15 protein-coding genes are annotated in these 17,307 nt (G+C 59.8%); 4 read left to right on the top strand and 11 right to left on the bottom strand.

Annotated features, from left to right (window positions below; translation table 11 throughout):
* Nucleotides 1–74 precede the first annotated feature (74 nt).
* The 7 genes from R6X40_RS16345 to R6X40_RS16315 form a co-directional block, all read right to left on the bottom strand.
* Nucleotides 75–821, bottom strand: coding sequence for a hypothetical protein (locus tag R6X40_RS16345; protein ID WP_318414849.1), 747 nt, complete (start codon nt 819–821; stop codon nt 75–77).
* Between the two features lie 115 nt (nt 822–936).
* Nucleotides 937–2,307 (bottom strand): alpha-glucosidase/alpha-galactosidase, encoded by a 1,371-nt coding sequence (locus R6X40_RS16340; protein WP_318414848.1) that lies wholly within the window; start codon nt 2,305–2,307, stop codon nt 937–939.
* Between the two features lie 16 nt (nt 2,308–2,323).
* On the bottom strand, nt 2,324–3,994 hold the full coding sequence (locus R6X40_RS16335) for an ABC transporter ATP-binding protein (protein WP_318414847.1): 1,671 nt from the start codon (nt 3,992–3,994) through the stop codon (nt 2,324–2,326).
* 10 nt (nt 3,995–4,004) lie between these two features.
* On the bottom strand, nt 4,005–5,126 hold the full coding sequence (locus tag R6X40_RS16330) for an ABC transporter permease (RefSeq protein WP_318414846.1): 1,122 nt from the start codon (nt 5,124–5,126) through the stop codon (nt 4,005–4,007).
* Complete coding sequence (locus R6X40_RS16325; protein WP_318414982.1) at nt 5,123–6,136, bottom strand: ABC transporter permease; 1,014 nt, start codon at nt 6,134–6,136, stop codon at nt 5,123–5,125. The genes R6X40_RS16330 and R6X40_RS16325 overlap by 4 nt, the downstream gene beginning before the upstream one ends.
* A 78-nt stretch (nt 6,137–6,214) precedes the next feature.
* The gene (locus tag R6X40_RS16320) at nt 6,215–8,302 is read right to left on the bottom strand and encodes an ABC transporter substrate-binding protein (RefSeq protein ID WP_318414845.1); all 2,088 of its coding nucleotides are present in this window, start codon (nt 8,300–8,302) and stop codon (nt 6,215–6,217) included.
* Nucleotides 8,303–8,477: 175 nt separating this feature from the next.
* A complete protein-coding gene (locus tag R6X40_RS16315) occupies nt 8,478–9,950 on the bottom strand; it encodes an alpha-glucosidase/alpha-galactosidase (RefSeq protein ID WP_318414844.1) in 1,473 nt (490 codons plus the stop codon).
* Between the two features lie 191 nt (nt 9,951–10,141).
* Here R6X40_RS16315 and R6X40_RS16310 point away from each other — a divergent pair, with 191 nt between their 5' ends.
* Nucleotides 10,142–11,056, top strand: coding sequence for an AraC family transcriptional regulator (locus tag R6X40_RS16310; RefSeq protein ID WP_318414843.1), 915 nt, complete (start codon nt 10,142–10,144; stop codon nt 11,054–11,056).
* Between the two features lie 17 nt (nt 11,057–11,073).
* Here the strand turns inward: R6X40_RS16310 and R6X40_RS16305 are convergent, their stop codons facing one another.
* A complete protein-coding gene (locus R6X40_RS16305) occupies nt 11,074–11,250 on the bottom strand; it encodes a hypothetical protein (RefSeq protein ID WP_318414842.1) in 177 nt (58 codons plus the stop codon).
* 251 nt (nt 11,251–11,501) lie between these two features.
* On the opposite strand from R6X40_RS16305, the gene R6X40_RS16300 reads away from it, so the two are divergent.
* On the top strand, nt 11,502–12,098 hold the full coding sequence (locus R6X40_RS16300; RefSeq protein WP_318414841.1) for a flavin reductase family protein: 597 nt from the start codon (nt 11,502–11,504) through the stop codon (nt 12,096–12,098).
* A 76-nt stretch (nt 12,099–12,174) separates the two neighbouring features.
* Here the strand turns inward: R6X40_RS16300 and R6X40_RS16295 are convergent, their stop codons facing one another.
* Nucleotides 12,175–12,678, bottom strand: coding sequence for a pyridoxamine 5'-phosphate oxidase family protein (locus R6X40_RS16295; RefSeq protein ID WP_318414840.1), 504 nt, complete (start codon nt 12,676–12,678; stop codon nt 12,175–12,177).
* A 37-nt stretch (nt 12,679–12,715) separates the two neighbouring features.
* Nucleotides 12,716–13,276, bottom strand: coding sequence for a type 1 glutamine amidotransferase domain-containing protein (locus R6X40_RS16290; RefSeq protein ID WP_318414839.1), 561 nt, complete (start codon nt 13,274–13,276; stop codon nt 12,716–12,718).
* Between the two features lie 126 nt (nt 13,277–13,402).
* Between R6X40_RS16290 and R6X40_RS16285 the strand changes: the two genes are divergently transcribed.
* Nucleotides 13,403–14,635 carry a putative DNA modification/repair radical SAM protein gene (locus R6X40_RS16285; protein ID WP_318414838.1) on the top strand — a complete coding sequence of 411 codons (1,233 nt, stop codon included), beginning with the start codon at nt 13,403–13,405 and terminating at the stop codon, nt 14,633–14,635.
* Entirely contained in the window at nt 14,635–16,143 is a 1,509-nt protein-coding gene (locus R6X40_RS16280; RefSeq protein WP_318414837.1) for a UdgX family uracil-DNA binding protein, read from the top strand. Before R6X40_RS16285 ends, R6X40_RS16280 begins: the two co-directional genes overlap by 1 nt.
* A 2-nt stretch (nt 16,144–16,145) precedes the next feature.
* On the opposite strand, the gene R6X40_RS16275 is transcribed toward R6X40_RS16280, so the two are convergent.
* Nucleotides 16,146–17,273 carry an FAD-binding oxidoreductase gene (locus R6X40_RS16275; protein ID WP_318414836.1) on the bottom strand — a complete coding sequence of 376 codons (1,128 nt, stop codon included), beginning with the start codon at nt 17,271–17,273 and terminating at the stop codon, nt 16,146–16,148.
* Nucleotides 17,274–17,307: the final 34 nt, after the last annotated feature.

Raw genomic sequence — 17,307 nt, 5'->3', positions numbered from 1 at the left:
TGGCGCCCGCTCAAACAAGGGTTTCTCACCGCGCTGACGCGCGGTGGTCGATATGGGACAATGGTCCGGTCCTATCAAACCTCGCGCGTCGATGCCGCCGTGACCGTCAGCGTCGTAAATCCGCTGATAGCAATGGCGGCGCGGGCGGGCGTCGGGATGGCGCCGCAGAGGCTGCCGGTGGTGATGATGCGGCCCTTCGCGACGGTTTCTGTCAGGGCGTTGGCGAAAAGCAGGAAGGCGGCGACGGGGTCGTCATTGGGGTGCTTGCCGGGGCCGGTAAAGACGGTATCGCCGTTGATGGTGATGGTCAGCGGGTAGGCCTGGCCGGGTTCGATCACGTTCGCAGTTAATTCTTCGCCCAGCACATAGCCGGCATTGCCGAGACGGTCGGCGAGGAACAGAAGGGCGGGCGATTTGCCGCCGTCGTCCAGGCGATGGCCCAGAAACTCGACGCCGGAATAGATGGATGCGACGTGATCGAGCAGCGTTTCGCGGGTGTAGGGCGTGTTGCCGGGAGCGGCGAGGTCCTTGCCGAGAACGAAGCAGATTTCCACTTCCAACGCATCGACGGCGGGGCGATCGAAACCCGCAGTGCCGGATTCGCTGGCATAGGTGATATGTGCCATCGGCGCGGAGACGGAGCTGCCGTCTGGCCGGATCGCGACTTTGTAGCCGCCGGTCAGCCAACCGTTCAATGCCAGCGTCTCGCGCTGCACGGCGAAGGCTTCCGCTGGCGTGGCAGGCTCGGAGAGCGAGGCGGAGGTTAGCCGGATTCCCTGATTGTCGGCGTCTGACAGTTGGCGGGCGAGGGTGGCGGGCATTTTTGTCTCCTGCAGATATCGGCGGTGCGTCGTTCCTTTCGACCACACCCGGCAGAAAAGGAAAACCCCGGAATTGTTGTTCCGGGGTTTCCTTGTCACGTAACGGGGAGGGACGTTACGCGGCTTGGACTTTTTTCGACACGCGGGCCCATTCCGGGATCCATGTGCCATGGGCGGCGAGCAGGTCGTCAGTCAGCGACCAGATCTGGTCGAGATCGAGTTCGGCCGCCGTATGCGGGTCCATCATCGCGGCGTGATAGAGATGCTCGCGATTTTCGGTCATCATCGCCGCCACCGTCAGTTCCTGCACGTTGATGTTGGTGCGGATAAGGGCTGTCAGCTGCGGCGGCAGGGCGCCGATATAGGTCGGCTGGATGCCGTTCTCATCGACAAGGCACGGCACTTCGGCGGCGCAATTGTCCGGCAGCGAGGTGATGCAGCCATTGTTGCGCAGGTTGCCGTAAATGACCGAGGGTTCGCCGGTCCAGACCGAATTCATGATCGAGGAGGCGTATTCCTTCGATTGGGCGACTTCGATCTTGTCGGCAGAACGGAAGGCGGCTGCCTGGCCCTTCCAGCGCTCCACCTGCTCGATGCAGCGCTTCGGATATTCATCCAGCGGAATTCCGAATTTCTCGATCAGGTCTTCACGGCCTTCCTTGATGAAATAGGGCGTGTACTCGGCGAAATGCTCCGAGCTTTCGGTGACGAAATAGCCGAGCCGGGTCAGCATCTCATAGCGCACCTTGTTTGGGCAGCGCGGGTTCCACGTCGGCTTCGGCGCCCGGCCTTCACGGTAGCCGCGGACGAGATCTGGATAGAGATCGCGATAGGAGCCGTCGGGCTGGCGATGCTCGAACTTCAGGAAAAAGGCCATATGGTTGATACCGGCAGAGCGGTAGCGAATTTCCTCGTAGGGAATGTCGAGATCGTGCGCCAGTTCCATCGCCGTGCCCTGCACCGAGTGGCAAAGCCCGACCTGCTTGATCTTCGGGTACTTCTCGGCAATTGCCCAGGTGTTGATCGCCATCGGGTTGACGTATTGCAGCAGGATCGCCTCGGGGCAGACCCGCATCATGTCTTCGCAGATCGACCAGAGATGCGGCACGGTGCGCAGGCCACGCATGATGCCGCCGACGCCGAGCGTATCGGCGATGGTCTGGCGCAGGCCGTATTTCTTCGGTACTTCGAAATCGGTGACGGTGCAGGGCTCAAAGCCACCGATCTGGAAGGCGACGACGACAAAATCGGCGCCGTCGAGGGCCTTTCTCTGGTTGGAATGCAGCTCGATGGTGGCCTTGGCGCCGAGCGTCGAGATCAGCTTGCTGACGACGACTTCGCTTTCTTCCAGGCGCTGCGGGTTGATGTCCATCAGCGCGATCTTTGCGCCCGACAGCGCTGGACGCTGCAGCACGTCGCCGATGATGTTTTTCATGAAGACGGTCGAGCCGGCGCCGATGAAGGTGATTTTGGGTTGTCTCGTCATGGATGGGCCTCTTTGCTTATGCGGCTACGTCGAAGGCGGCGCGAACGAGCCGTTCGGTGTAGGCGGTCTTGGGATGGGTGAGAACGTCTTCGACCGGGCCTTCTTCAACGATCTTGCCATGCTGCATCACCACCACCCGGTGGCAGAGTGCGCGCACGACTTTCAGATCGTGGGAGATGAAGAGATAGCTCAGTCCTTTCTCGTTCTGCAGCTTGCGCAGCAGTTCGATGATCTGGGCCTGCACCGAGAGATCGAGCGCCGAGGTGGGCTCGTCGAGCAGGATGAATTCGGGCTCGAGGGCCACGGCCCGGGCGATGGCGATGCGCTGGCGCTGGCCGCCGGAAAACTCGTGCGGGAAGCGCGACAGGATGTTGTTCGGCAGGCCCGCGCTGTTCAATGCTTCCTTCACCCGTTCCAGCCGTTCGTTGCGGGTCGCGCCGAGCTTGTTGACGATCAGGCCTTCCTCGATGATCTGGCCGACCGACATGCGCGGGTTGAGCGAGGAGAACGGGTCCTGAAAAACGATCTGCATGCGTGATCGTAGCGGTCGCATTTCGTCGCGGGTCTTTTTCTCGATCGACTGGCCGTCGAACAGGATTTCGCCGCCATCCGTGGTCAGCAGTTTGACCAGCGCCTGGCCGAAGGTGGTCTTTCCTGAGCCGGATTCGCCGACAATGCCGAGTGTTTCGTGCCGGTGAAGCTTGATCGAGAGGCTGTCGACGGCGACCAGCTCCTTCAACTGCGGCTTGAAGAAGCCGCCATGCTTGAGCATGAAGGAAACCCGGACATTGCGGCCTTCGAGTATGGCGGCGGAATCCACCGGCATCGGATTGGCCCGGCCTTTCGGCTCTGAATTGAGCAGGTGGCGGGTATAGGGGTGTTGCGGGTTCTCAAACAGCGCCGGCGTGGTGTTGTGCTCCTTCACCTCGCCGTTCTGCATCACGTAGACATAATCGGAGAACTGGCGAACGACGGTCAGATCGTGGGTAATCAGGATCACCGCCATGCCGATCGTCTTCTGCAGATCACGGATCAGGTTCAGGATTTGCGCCTGTACGGTAACGTCGAGCGCCGTCGTCGGCTCGTCGGCGATCAGCACGTCGGGATTGTTGGCCAGCGCCATAGCAATCATGATGCGCTGGCGTTGGCCGCCAGAGAGCTGGTGCGGATACTGGTTGAGGCGCGCTTCCGGATCGGGGATCTGCACCTGCCGCAGGAGTTCCAGCGTCCGCTCCGTTGCCTGTTTGCGGCTCATCTTCTGATGAACGCGGATCGCCTCGATGATCTGGGCGCCGATCGTATAGACCGGGTTGAGCGAACTCATCGGCTCCTGGAAGATCATCGAGATGCGGTTGCCGCGCAGTGCCCGGCGCTGGCGATCGGAGAATGTCAGCACGTTCTTGCCGTCATAGGTAATGCTGGATTTTTGGGAGACGCTGGCGCGCTTGGTTAGCAGGCCCATGACGGTGCGGGCGGTTACCGATTTTCCTGAGCCGGATTCACCAACGACCGCGATGGTTTCGCCGCGATAGAGCTGGAAGGAAACGTTCTTCACTGCATCGACTGAGCCGCCTTCGACCTTGAAGGTCACGGCGACGTGCCGGGCGTCGATGATCGGTGCGCCGACGGATGCGGCATGGTCGTGCCGCTGTTCGGGAGCCAGTGTCGTGATGTCCACGAGTGCCATGGTCGTCTCCTCAGTATGGGTCGACGGCGTCGCGCAGGCCATCGCCGAGCGCATTGAACGCAAAGACGGTGATCAGCACGAAGGCCACCGGGGAAAGGATCCACGGATAGGATCCGATGACGGAATAGGTGGCGGTGTCCTGCAGCATCAGTCCCCAGGACATCAGCGGCGGTTTGACCGCAAAGCCGAGGAAGCCGAGGAAGGATTCCAGCAGAACCACGCTCGGGATCGCCAGCGTCACCGAAACGATCACGTGGCTCATCACATTGGGGAAAATGTGCTGGAAGATGATGCGCCGGTCGGTGGCGCCGATCGCCATGGCGGCGCGCACATATTCGATCCGGGCAAGCGCCAGCGTCTTGCCGCGCACTTCGCGTGACATCTGCGCCCAGCCGAGCGCCGACATGACGAAGATTACGAAGGCGAGAAAGACGTTGGTCGGTGCCGTCACCGGGATTAGCGATGTCAGCGCCAGATAGAGTGGTAGCTGCGGGAAGGCGAGGACGAGTTCGACGAAGCGCTGCATCCACGTATCGAAGCGGCCGCCGAAATAGCCCGAGACCATGCCGACAGTGGTGCCGACGACGGTGACAATGAAGACGACGGTCAACGCGATCATCAGCGAGACGCGGGAGCCATAGAAGATGCGCGACAGCACATCGCGGCCGAACTTGTCGGTGCCGAGGAAATTTACCGACGTGCCGTTGGTGGAGCCGAAGAAATGGCGGTCGGTGGGGATTAGGCCGAGGAGCCGGTAGCTGAAGCCTTTGACGAAGAAGCCAAGCGTTTGCGGATTGGCATAGTCCGGTCCGACGATTGGTTGGAAGGTAATCGGGTCGAGTTCTGTACCTTCGCCGATCTGATAGGTTCGCGGCCAGACGAGATTGCCCTCCTGGTCGGTGATACTGATCGTCTGCGGTGGTGCAAAGGCGACGCCGGTCAGCTTCGGATCGACGGGAGAGAAGAACTCCGCGAATATCGTCATCAGCATCAGCAGGCAGACGAGGATCAATCCCGCCATGCCGGTCCACGAGCGCTTCAGGCGGCGCCAGACGAGGGCCAGATAGGTTTCGTTGTGATGGTGCGGCGCAGGGACCGGCACGGTGATGGCTTTTTGGACATCGGCTTTCATGCGCGTGCTCCTCCGCCGAGACGAACTCGCGGATCGAGCAACGCCAGAAGCATGTCGGCGATGATGTTGCCAACGATCAGCGTTGCGGACAGGACCAGCATGAAGGTCGCAGTGACATAGACGTCGCCCACCCACATCGAGCCGACAATGGCAGGACCGACCGTCGGCAGTGCGAAAATGATTGCGGTCTCGATTTCACCGGTCAGCATGTAGGGCAGGACGACGCCCTGATACATGACCAGCGGATGCAGCGCGTTGGGCACTGCATGACGCATGATGACGGCCCGTTCGGAGAGGCCCTTGGCCCGCGCCGTTTCGACATATTGGGCGTTCAGCGTATCGAGCAGATTGCCGCGCATGACGCGCATATTGTAGGCGAGGCCGCCAAACGTCGCGATGGCGATAACCGGCCAGACGTGTTTCAGGAGATCGACGAACTTGTCCCACGACCAGGGCGCCCCGCCATATTTGGCGGAGTGGAAGCTGTTGATCTCGGTGACGTTGAAATGGAACACCAGGATATAGACGATGATCAACGCCATCAGAAAGCGCGGCACCGTCATGCCCAGGAACGAGATACCGGATAGCAAGGTATCGACCCACGTGTACTGGCGGGTTGCCGCCAGGATGCCGAAGGTGATGCCGATAATCGATGCCAGGATGTGGCAGACGAGGGCTAGCGCCAGTGTCCGGGGCAGGCGTTCGCCCACCACTTCCGAGACAGGCTTGTTGTAAAACAGGCTATGGCCGAAATCGCCGCGCGTCACGATGCCGGTGATCCAATTGACGTACTGGACGACCATCGGCTTATCCAACCCATTGGCGACCTTGTAGGCCTGCGCCTGGGCGTCGGCTTCCTCGAAGGATGCGCCGCCCTGGTTGATCATCTGCGACCGGATATAGTCGCTATAATCGCCCGGCGGTGCCTGGATGATCGCGAAAGTCACGACGCTGAGCACCAAAAGGACGGGTATCGCTGACGCGATGCGCACAAGTAGAAATCGGAACATGGCTGTTAGGTTCTCTTGTGTGTTCAAGGGGTTTTCCTCAGGCCGGCAAGGTGCGGCCTGAGGAGCAACGCTTGCGGATCAGTTCATCGGGCCTTTTTCGCCGGGCTTGCCGGGCAGCTGTTGCGGGAACAGTTCATAGTCACCCTGCTTGTCTGCGGCCACGAACACCCGTTCACGGATGATGGTGTCTTCCGCCCAGTTGAACATGAAGATCGGGGCACCGACCGGAATGTTCGAGAAGCGCTTGTTGACGACCAGAGCACCCGGATACTCGGTGAGGCCGACCGAGTTGACGTTGGTGGTCGCGACCTTCTGGTACTGTTTCATCAGGTCCGTGCGCTCGTCATTATCGCTTGAGGCGATGAACTTGTTGACGATATCGACAAGCTCCTGCTCGAACGGCATCAGGTCAAGCTTCCCGCCTTCCGGCACACGGTGGTTCCAGCTGGTGCGGGGACCTGTTGCTGCGAGTTGCGGCGTGTTCTGCACCACGGAGGACAGTTCGGCGCCGTTGCGCAGCACCATCCAGTCCCACCGGCCGCCATAGTTGGCCGCATCGCGCTGCTTGCCATCGAGCGAATTGAGCACGACGCGAATGCCGAGCTGCTCCATCTGGCCGACGACGCCTTCGGCGAGGTTCTTGTCGGTATTGTAGTCGGAGGTGACCAGCAGCACGACCTCGACATCCTTGCCGCCCAACTTATCGGCCGGGTAATTGACGAAGCCGTTGCCGTCGGTGTCCTTCAGCCCGGCCTTTTCGAGCAGCGCCTTGGCGCCTTCCAGATCGAACGGATAGTAGACGGTCGACTGGCGGTCGTAGAAGCTTGTTCCGGAGGAGAGGCCGCCCGGATAGATCGCGGTGAACGGACCCTTGACCAGCGATTCGCCGATCTTCTTGCGATCGACTGCCATGGTGATTGCCTTGCGGAAATCTTCATTGCGGTTGAGTTCGCGCACGGCCTGGCCGCGTTCGTCCGGTTCGCCCCAGCCATTGCCGGAGAAGTTCATATAGAGATTGTAGCCGATCAGCCGGGCGCCGAAGGCAAGTCGTGCCGGTGCCGTATCCTGTGCCGCGCGCTTGAGCGATTCGACGAAGTTTTCCGGTTGTTCGAGGTTGGAGAAGTCACCGGAACCGGCAATCGCTTGCACGTCGCGGTCGGCCCAGGTCGAGAGCTTGTAGTGCAGCTCGTTGAGATAGGGCAGCTGGTTGCCGGCTTCGTCCACCTTCCAGTAATAGGGATTGCGGCGCATCACGATGATATCGTCCGGGCGGTATTCGACCGGAACCCAGGCGCCCATGATTGGGATGTTCATATATTCCGGTGGGAAGCCATTCTTGTACTGGTCGTAGGTAAAGCCCTTGGCGTATTTCGGATGCTTGGTCTTGAGGATATGCGCCGGACCCGGGCAGAACGTGCCATAGGCCATGGAATAGAGGTATTGGCGCGGGAACGCGTCCTTGAAGGTCCACTCGACTGTGTTGGCATCGATCGCCTTCAGCGTCGTACCTTCGCCAAACGTTTCCGGCGTCGCGCCATTCAGCGGTGAGACATTGGGATCGACGACATTGTCATCCCAGTAAAACATCACGTCTTCTGAGGAGAAAGGAACGCCGTCGGACCATTTGGCGCCTTCGATCAGGTGCATGGTCAGCTTGTGGCCGTCTTCTGACCATTCCCAGCTCTTGGCGAGGTTAGGCAGTGGCTCAACGTCCTTGGCTTCGACCTGATAGAGTGGTGCCGTGCGCGTCAGGCATTCCGACATCTCGATATCGATGCCGCCCCAGCCTTGCGTCTGACCGGCGGAATAGTTCCAGCCTTCCGGCCGGCCGCCGATGACGTGACGCATCGTGTCGCCATAAACGCCGAGGCCATCCGGCATGTTGCCGGTCTTGAAGACCAGAGGCTCCTTCGGCAGGCGCTCGGCAACCGGTGGCAGCTTGCCGGCCTTGACGAATTTCTCGGTGACCCAATCCGGCTCGTGATATTCCGGTAGTGCTTTGTATTCGAGGATGGAATCGCGCGGCACGTAGGTGATCTTGCCCTGTGCCGGGAATGCTGGCTGCTCGGGTACCACGGTCGGCTCGGAAGCCATGGCCGTGACAGTGAATGCCGACACGCCCAAAAGCAGCGCGCTGGTCGTTTTCAGATGGCGAAAGCTGTTCATTGTCGTTGTTTCTCCCTCATGCTTCAGACCGGCCCGGTATGGGCGGCTCTCCTCCTAAAAGCACCCGGCGTGGCGACATCCTGCCACCTGCCGGAATAGAGTGGGCAACGGATTGCCCACTCCCAGACCAGCCTCCTCCTCAGGACAACGGGTCTCGCATATTTGCCGCTTGTCGTTAGCTGGCGGCCTTCAATTTCGTTGCTTCTTTCTCGGCGCGAAGTTCGTCGATCGAGCGGACTTCGCGGCGGGCAACGCCGTTCCAATCGCGGGTCTTGACCGTTGCCTTGCTCAGCCGTTCCTTGGCGGCCGGGATCGCATGGGCGTATTGCGGCAACCATTGTGCCTGGGCGACAACCATTTCATCGACCATCTGCCAGACCTCTTCCGGCGTGCAGATAGCGCCGACCAGCGGATCGTGAAGAACGGCGAGCTTCAGGAGATCGATATCCCCGGAGATGGCCGCATGAACCGACATGCGCTGGACATTGATCGAGGAAATGCAGGTGGCGGCGCAGGCTTCCGGCAGCGTGATATCGGCGACCATGTTGATGCCGAAGCGATCGACAAATCCAGGCGACTCAATGATGGCGTCGGATGGCAGGTTGGTGATGACACCGTTATTCTTGACGTTGAAATGACCGCGGTAGACCCGCCCGGTTTCCAGTGCTTCCAGGATGTGGCTCGCATGCTCGTTGGAGCGGCGGGCCGGATCGATCGGCTTGTTCGCCTCCTCGAGGAACTGCGGATATTCGGTTTCGAACCAGTTGCGGGTCTCTGTCGAGTGGCGCAGATAACCGCCGGTTTCGCCGTGGATCCAGTCGGACATATCGATCCAGCGGGTAATTTCCTCTGGCCGCTTGCGGTACCAGGGCAGGTATTCCGACAGGTGGCCGTTGCTCTCGGTGGAGTAGACGCCAAAACGCTTCAAAACGTCGATGCGCAGTTTTTCCTGCTGCGAGAAAACAGGGTGTGCCTCAAAGGCCGCGACCAGTTCGTCCTTGCCGATCTTGCGGCCCTTGACGCGGACATCGGTGAACCAGGTCTGATGGTTGATGCCGGAGCAGATGTAGTCCAGCTCGCCATCCTTGGCACCGAGGATTTCGGCGATCTGCTCGGCGCCGTGCTGGACGCCGTGGCAAAGCCCGATCGTGTCGACCTTGCCATATTCGATCGCAGCCCAGGTGTTCATCGCCATCGGGTTTGCATAGTTGAGGAATTTCGCGCCCGGCTCGGCCAGTTCCCGGATGTCCTTGCAGAAATCCAGGATGACCGGGATGTTGCGCTGGCCATAGAGAATGCCGCCTGCGCAGATCGTATCGCCGACACACTGATCGACGCCGTATTTCAGGGGGATGCGGATATCGTCGGCATAGGCAGCAAGACCGCCGACGCGCACGCAGCTGATAATGTAGCGGGCACCTGATATCGCCTCGCGCCGGTCGGTCGAGGCGGTGACCTTAGCCGGCAGGTTGTTGGATGCGACGATCTTGTCGAGGATCGACTTGATCATGCCGAGATTGTGCTCGCTCATATCGGTGAGCGCGAACTCGACATCGCGGAACTCCGGCACGCAGAGAATGTCGGTGAAGAGTTTCTTGGTGAAGCCGACGCTGCCGGCGCCGATAATGGCTATCTTGAAGCTGGTCATGCTGTCCTCGTCGCTGGTCGTTTGGCCGGGAAAAACGGACAGGGTAAAATCAATGCGTGGAGAACAGAGCGTCTTGACGCCGATTGCCTCCGGGCTCTCCCTGTCGATGCCGCTCCAACCCGGTCATCTTGCTTTGTTGAGGGGCATTATGCGTATAATGAAAGGTGCCGCCAGAGAGGTATTGTGCTTTCATGGGTAATTCTATGCTGAAACGACTCATCGAGAATGGACCGGTGATGCGGACGGTTTCGCTACCGCGCGGACGCCACAGCCTGCACACCATGCCGACCAGTACGGGTTACGAGATCCGCACGGATCAGACCTATGACTGGGACGGCCGAAAACGCGGCCAGACGCCGTTTACCGTGCTTCAACACACGATCGGCGGTGCCGGAAACCTGCGCTATGAAAACCGCACCTACCGGGTGCGCGAGGGTGAGACCTTGCTGGTGCTGGTGCCGCACAATCACCGCTACTGGCTGGAGCAGAACGGCCGCTGGGAGTTTTTCTGGATTTCGATGAACGGCGAGGAGGCGCTGCGCGTTCACAAGGCGATCCTCGCGACCACCGGGCCGATCCTCAACCTGAAACCCGAGACGATCGAGCGCCTTGCCGATTGCAGTCTGCGACTGATTTCCGGGGGAGCCGATGCGCCGGGCAGCGCATCTGCCATCGCCTACGAATCCGCGATGGTACTTTACGACGATGTCTTCGGTTCGCATCCGGTTTTCAGCCAGGAGTACCGGACGATGCAGCATGTCATCGATCATATCACGGCGAATTTGCAGCATTCGCTACCGGTCGAGAAACTGGCGGATGTTTCCGGTCTCAGCCGGGCGCATTTTTCGCGGGTCTTTGCCGCCAGCGAAGGCATGCCGCCGGCGGAGTTCGTGCTGCGCAAGCGGCTGCAACGGGCAACCAAGCTCCTGACCAAGGCAGCGCATCTGTCGGTGAAGGAGGTGGCTGTGATGTCCGGCTTCGAGGATCCGAACTATTTTGCCAAGGTGTTCCGCCGCTATTTCGGCGCCAGTCCGACGGAGTTTCGCACGACGGGCATGTATTCCAGCATCGGCACCCATGGCCAGGGGGCGGCAACTGGGGAATAGATCAGCCTATCTGCCGATCAGTAGAAAAGGTGCCAGGGTGTCAAAAACGCGCGGCTCAGCTCTTGATCGCGCTCCTGTTCGAATTCGGTCTGTTCTTCGCGGCTTTGGCGAACCGGCATTTCAACACGGATGGCTTTTTCCTTTTTCACCGGAGGCGTCAGGTAACCGAGGGTCATTCCACCGTGATAAAACATGCAGTTCTCCGCTGTTCGCTGGGATCGGTTAACGGTCGTTAACACAATCCTGACACAATTGGCCGTCCTGTCAATAGTCTATTAAAATGATGTCTTATTGTTAGTTGCCGCGTTTCGGCAGGATGCAACTGTCGCAGAATCCGCTGTCTTGCGGAAAATAATATAATCTATAAATTTTATGATGATTGAAAAATCGATCCAGCTTAGCTGGCGGCGGCGGGCATTCTTTGCTTGAGACAGTGTCGTCTTTCATGCGTAAATCCGTCACCATGAACGAGACGGCAAAAGAGTGGACCCGCATGAACGTCGCTTTGAGAAATTCGCTCGACCGGATCGCCCCGCGGCAGGAGCAGTCCTTTGCGCATGTGGCGGATGAGGATGCATTGAAATCGGCCATGCGGCGGATGTCGGGAGGTGTTTCCGTCATTACCGCCGGGGTCGGCGATGAGCGCACCGGAGCGACCGTGACTTCGGCCACGGCCCTGTCCGTCGATCCGCCGACGATGATCGTCAACATCAACCGCAGTTCCTCCAGCTGGCCGATTATCAGCCGCTACGGCCATTTTTGTGTCAACATCCTCAGTGCTGATCAGCAGGACGTCGCCGACCGGTTTGCCGGCAAGGGCGGACTGAAGGGCATCGAGCGCTATGACGGTGCCGAATGGTTCACGCTGGCAAGCGGCGCCTCCGTGCTGCGTGGTGCGCTTGCCGGGATCGATTGTGAAGTCGACGAGGTGATCGAGCGCCACAGCCACGCGATCATTCTCGGCCGCGTCGTCTCCATCGTCGCCGGGGATGGGCACTCGCTTGTCTACAGCAATGGCCGCTACGGCCGGGTTTCTCTATAGACGAAAAATGCCCGACCCGAGGGGACCCGGGCAGGGCATTCCATCCGCACGATTGAGGGGTCAATGCGGGTGAGGGTTAATGCGGCAGTGAGATCTGCGTGTGGTAGCCTAGATCCGGCTCCTTGCCCGTCAGGTTGGCCTTGGCAATTTCCCAGCCGAATTTCAGCGTGCTGTTGGTCGACGCCCAGATTGCCACGTCATCAAGCTTCAGCTGCAGCATCGTTAACGATGGGTCGTCCTTGCCGCCTTCAAACCAGGCAGCCACTGGAGCCGACCAGTATTTGTCGATATGCTCGCGCGACTTCACCTCATCGATCGCGCCAGCAAGGCAAGCATGATAGTCGTGATCCTTGCTGATGACACAGAAATGCGCCCGGTTGCCCGTCCGCGCCGAGTTAATCAGATCACTGTCCGTGCGGGTGAAGAACCAGATCGAATTGGTTTCCTTTTCGATGAACGGTGCCATCGGTTGCATGTGCTGCCCGGAGTCCTCGACGCCCAGCATGCCAGCATGAACATCGCCAAGAACATCCCAAAGCTGTTGCAACGGATCCGATTTCGTCTTCGATATATCAGCCATTATTGTTCCTCTTTTTGATCAATTGGGAGGCACGCGGTCAGGCGGCGCGGCGCTCGTGGCGGCCTTCCTCGATTTCCTCGACGGTCTTTTTGACAAAAGCGTCGAGATCGCCCGGATTACGGGAGGTTACGATACCCTTGTCGGCGACGACGGGCTCGTCCGACCAGATGGCACCGGCGTTCTTCATGTCGGTCTTGATCGAGACATAGGAGGTCACTTTCAAGCCGCGAACGGCATCAGCTTCGATTAGCAACCACGGCGCATGGCAGATCGCTGCGACAATCTTGCCGGAGGCGACGAATTCTTTGACAACACGCATGGCCTGTTCGTCCTGGCGCAGGATATCCGGGTTCATTTGACCGCCCGGCAGGACCAGCGCGTCGAAATCATCGATTTTGACATCCTTGGCGAGAAGATCGACGTTCACTGTGTCGCCCCAGTCCTTCTTGTCCCAGCTCTTTATCGGATCCTTGTCGATCGCGGCGATCTTGACGTCGGCACCGCGCTTTTTCAGCTCGTCCAATGGCACGCGCAGTTCCGAGCGCTCGTAGCCATGGGTGGCAAGGATGAGGATTTTCGATTTGTCGATGAACGGCATCGCGCATCTCCTTTTGAAAGCTTTGGGAGGGTTCGCGCTTACAACGGGCGCCTCAGGCAATCGTTCCGACATGTCGCGTTTTTCGCACATTGACTGAAAACGCATAAGAACATATCATGAACAGTTATGAAGAAATCGCTGAACGAACGATTGGCCATCCTTTCCGATGCTGCCAAATACGATGCTTCCTGTGCATCGAGCGGAACGGTGAAGAGGGATTCGTCGAAGTCCGGTGGATTGGGTTCGACGGAAGGATCCGGCATTTGCCACGCCTATGCGCCAGATGGCCGCTGCATTTCGCTGCTGAAAATCCTCATGACGAATTTCTGCATCTACGACTGCGCTTATTGCATCAACCGGTCCTCCAGCAATGTCGAGCGGGCGCGGTTCAGCGTCGAGGAGGTTGTCTGGCTGACGCTGGAATTCTACCGGCGCAATTATATCGAGGGTCTGTTCCTCTCATCCGGAATTATCCGCTCGTCGGACTACACGATGGAGGAAATGGTCCGCATTGCACGGGAATTACGCGTCACCCACAATTTCGGTGGCTATATCCATCTGAAATCCATTCCGGAGGCCTCGCCGCTGTTGATCGAGCAGGCCGGGCTTTATGCCGATCGTCTATCGATCAATATCGAGCTGCCGACCGATACAGGATTGATCCGGCTGGCGCCGGAAAAGCGGCCGGCCAATATTCGCAAGTCGATGGGCGAGCTCAGGCTGAAGATCGAGGCCGCCAATGATCCGACGCTGCAGACCAAGCGGCGCAAGCGTTTCGTACCGGCCGGCCAAAGCACGCAGATGATCGTCGGCGCCGATCAAGCCAATGACAAGGTCATCCTCGGCACCAGCGCCCGGCTCTATGGCAGCTACGGCCTGCGCCGGGTGTATTACTCCGCGTTCAGCCCCATTCCTGATGCGTCGAAGAACCTGCCCTTGATCAAGCCGCCCTTGATGCGCGAGCACCGGCTGTATCAAGCCGACTGGCTTTATCGCTTCTACGGTTTTGGCATCGAGGAAATTACCGAGAACCAGCCGGATGGCATGCTGGACCTGAAGCTTGATCCGAAACTTGCCTGGGCACTGGTCAACCGTCATCGCTTTCCGGTGAATATCAACACGGCGGAACGTGAGATGCTGTTGCGTGTGCCGGGGCTGGGAACCAAGGCGGTCAACGGCATCCTCTCAGCGCGCCGCCACCGCCGTTTGCGACTGGAGGACCTGGCACGGCTGCACGTTTCGATCAAGAAAGTCCAATCGTTCGTTTTGACCGAGGGCTGGACGCCGCATCGGCTGATCGATCGCTCTGATCTGCGGGCCATGTTCGAGCCAAAACCGCAGCAGCTGGCGCTGTTGTGATGGTGACGGTGGTGCTGGAGGGCCGGGGGGATTTGACCGAGTGGCGGGAAGCTGCCCGGTCTCTGCTGCTTGCCCACACGACGCCGCAGACGGTCGATTGGCGTTGCAGAAACGAATCGGCGGGCGATCTGTTCGAACCTGCCGTTGAAGCGCTGGAAGGACCTATTGCCGGTGCTGGGGCAGCGCCAACGTTCGCGGTGCCGAAGGTTTTCCTGTCATTGGCGCAAGCTGTGATCTGTCATAGAGATCCCGCGCGTTTCCAGCTTCTCTATCGGGTCCTCTTCCGGCTGCAGGCGGAACGCACGTTGTTGGAGGTGCTTTCTGATGCGGATGTGGCTCAGCTGCACGCGATGGAAAAATCCGTGCGGCGCGACTGTCACAAGATGACGGCCTTCGTTCGGTTCAAGGAGATCGATACTGAGCGGGGGCATGCGCGCCGGCGTTTTTTGGCCTGGTTCGAGCCTGACCATCATATCGTTGCGCGCACGGCGCCGTTTTTCCAGCGCCGTTTTACCGACATGGACTGGATCATCGCCACCCCCAAGGGAACGGCAGCATGGGACGGCGGCGCTTTGACGGTTTCAGCGGAGCCGGCAGAAAATCCGATGCTGACCGACGCCACGGACGCGCTCTGGCGCACCTATTTTTCCAACATCTTCAATCCGGCCCGGCTGAAGGTGAAGATGATGATGACGGAGATGCCGAAGAAATACTGGAAAAACCTGCCGGAGGCAGCGCTCATTCCAGGTCTGATTGCCGGTGCGGAAGCAAGCGTGGTGGCCATGGCCGAACGAGCCGCCAGCGAAGCGCCGCTGTTTCACCAGCGATTGCAGGCCGCCGCCCAGGCTGAACCGGAGATTGCCCGGCCGCCGGCCGGAACACTTGAGGAGCTTCGCGAGGAGGCCCGGCACTGTACCCGCTGCGCCCTTCATTGCAGCGCAACCCAAACTGTCTTCGGCGAGGGACCTCAGGACGCCAGCATCATGATCGTCGGCGAACAGCCGGGCGATCAGGAAGATCTTGCCGGCAGGCCCTTTGTTGGCCCAGCGGGTGCGGTGTTTAACGCGGTCTCTCAGGAAGCCGGGCTGGAACGCCAGAGCACGTATGTCACCAATGCCGTCAAGCATTTCAAGTACGAGCCGCGCGGCAAGCGGCGCATCCATCAAAAGCCGAACATCGGTGAGGTACAGCACTGCAAATGGTGGCTGACGCGGGAGCTGGCGCTGATCAAGCCGAAGCTGGTGGTGGCGATGGGATCAACGGCACTGATGGCACTCACTGACAGCCGGCAGCGGCTGGCCGACCTGCGCGGTCAGATGCTGCAACTCGGCGGCGGACAGTCGCTGCTTGTCACCGTGCACCCCGCTTATCTCCTGCGCATCCAGGATGAGGCGCGCAGACATGAGGAAATGGCGCGATTCCGGTCGGACATGGCCCGTGCCGCCGATTTCGGACGAAAGACACCGGTCGATATCTCGAGGGAGCAGCGGACTGTCCGTAGCGGGTGATATCAAACCGCGAACCGAAGCGGGCTGAACGGTCTTGGATCGAACACCTGCGCACCAAACCCTTCCGGCTGAGGTTGGCCGGTTAATAGGCTTGCTGCTAAAGCGCCAAGTGCCGGCGAGGTCAGGATGCCGAAGCCGCCCTGTCCGGCAAGCCAGAAGAAGTCCGGATGGCCGGGTGCTGTGCCGATAACGGGCAGCTTGTCGGGCGAGAAGCTGCGCATGCCTGCCCAGCTCTTGGCAACGCGGCGGACCGGGATTGTGGTTGCCTCCTCGACATAATGCGCCGCCCAGGCGACATCGAGTTCTTCCGGCTGGACGTCGCCGGGTTCGCAGGGCGTGGCATCCGCCGGGCTGGCAAACAGGCGTCCCGCGTCGGGCTTCATGTAGAAATCCTCGTCGATCTCGTTGATCTCCGGCATATCGGAAATATCGATTCCTTCGGGAAGATCAACTGTGATGGCGGTGCGGCGATGCGGGACGACACCAAGCGGTTTGACGCCGAAAATTTCTGCCGTTGGATCAGCCCAGCCGCCGGCGGCATTGACCACGGTCCTGGCCCGGACGGAACCAGTTGATGTTTCGATTGTCCAGGCTTGGCCATCATGGTTGGCAGACAGAACAGCGTGGCGCTCGCGGATATCAGCGCCATTGCGGCGGGCGCCTTTGACATAGCCCTGCAGCAGGCTTTCGACCTCGATGTCCCAAAAATTGGGATCGTAGAAGGCAGCCGCGGTATAACCCGGTTTCAGGATCGGCACGCGAGCCAGCAATTGCGCCTCGTCCAGCGTTTCGAGTTCCGGCGTAAAGGACAATTCGGCGCGAAAAACGTCCTGCAGGCGGTCAGCTTTCTCGGCGTTGGCGATCATCACGCCGCCGCGCTGTTTCAGGAGAGGAACATCCGAGAATCCTTCGGGCGGCCTGTCGAAAAATTCCTTGGCGATGGCGGCAAGCGCGCAGACTTCAGGTGTGTTGTAACGCAGCACAAACTCGGCGGCGGACCGGCCGGTGCTGTGGTAGCCGAGCGCCGTTTCCCGTTCGAGCACGACGACAGAGCGATGTGGCGTAAGGAAATAGGCGAGCGACAGACCGGCGATGCCGCCGCCAATGATCGCCACGTCGAATGTCTGCATGTCAGTTCTGCCCTTTGCCGTCTTGCGATCTGCC

This window comes from Rhizobium sp. PL01 (assembly GCF_033447125.1).
GTDB lineage: Bacteria > Pseudomonadota > Alphaproteobacteria > Rhizobiales > Rhizobiaceae > Pararhizobium.
Note: the sequence above shows the minus strand (reverse complement) of the source record. Positions and strands in the feature narration are given on the sequence as shown.

Excerpts from the sequence above, each read along its gene's own strand:
- R6X40_RS16340 (WP_318414848.1), bottom strand. The coding sequence starts at position 2,307 with ATGACGAGACAACCCAAAATCACCTTCATCGGCGCCGGCTCGACCGTC.
- R6X40_RS16320 (WP_318414845.1), bottom strand. The coding sequence starts at position 8,302 with ATGAACAGCTTTCGCCATCTGAAAACGACCAGCGCGCTGCTTTTGGGC.
- R6X40_RS16335 (WP_318414847.1), bottom strand. The coding sequence starts at position 3,994 with ATGGCACTCGTGGACATCACGACACTGGCTCCCGAACAGCGGCACGAC.
- R6X40_RS16310 (WP_318414843.1), top strand. The coding sequence starts at position 10,142 with ATGGGTAATTCTATGCTGAAACGACTCATCGAGAATGGACCGGTGATG.
- R6X40_RS16280 (WP_318414837.1), top strand. The coding sequence starts at position 14,635 with ATGGTGACGGTGGTGCTGGAGGGCCGGGGGGATTTGACCGAGTGGCGG.
- R6X40_RS16325 (WP_318414982.1), bottom strand. The coding sequence starts at position 6,136 with ATGTTCCGATTTCTACTTGTGCGCATCGCGTCAGCGATACCCGTCCTT.
- R6X40_RS16345 (WP_318414849.1), bottom strand. The coding sequence starts at position 821 with ATGCCCGCCACCCTCGCCCGCCAACTGTCAGACGCCGACAATCAGGGA.
- R6X40_RS16290 (WP_318414839.1), bottom strand. The coding sequence starts at position 13,276 with ATGCCGTTCATCGACAAATCGAAAATCCTCATCCTTGCCACCCATGGC.
- R6X40_RS16305 (WP_318414842.1), bottom strand. The coding sequence starts at position 11,250 with ATGTTTTATCACGGTGGAATGACCCTCGGTTACCTGACGCCTCCGGTG.
- R6X40_RS16275 (WP_318414836.1), bottom strand. The coding sequence starts at position 17,273 with ATGCAGACATTCGACGTGGCGATCATTGGCGGCGGCATCGCCGGTCTG.
- R6X40_RS16285 (WP_318414838.1), top strand. The coding sequence starts at position 13,403 with ATGAAGAAATCGCTGAACGAACGATTGGCCATCCTTTCCGATGCTGCC.
- R6X40_RS16315 (WP_318414844.1), bottom strand. The coding sequence starts at position 9,950 with ATGACCAGCTTCAAGATAGCCATTATCGGCGCCGGCAGCGTCGGCTTC.
- R6X40_RS16295 (WP_318414840.1), bottom strand. The coding sequence starts at position 12,678 with ATGGCTGATATATCGAAGACGAAATCGGATCCGTTGCAACAGCTTTGG.
- R6X40_RS16300 (WP_318414841.1), top strand. The coding sequence starts at position 11,502 with ATGCGTAAATCCGTCACCATGAACGAGACGGCAAAAGAGTGGACCCGC.
- R6X40_RS16330 (WP_318414846.1), bottom strand. The coding sequence starts at position 5,126 with ATGAAAGCCGATGTCCAAAAAGCCATCACCGTGCCGGTCCCTGCGCCG.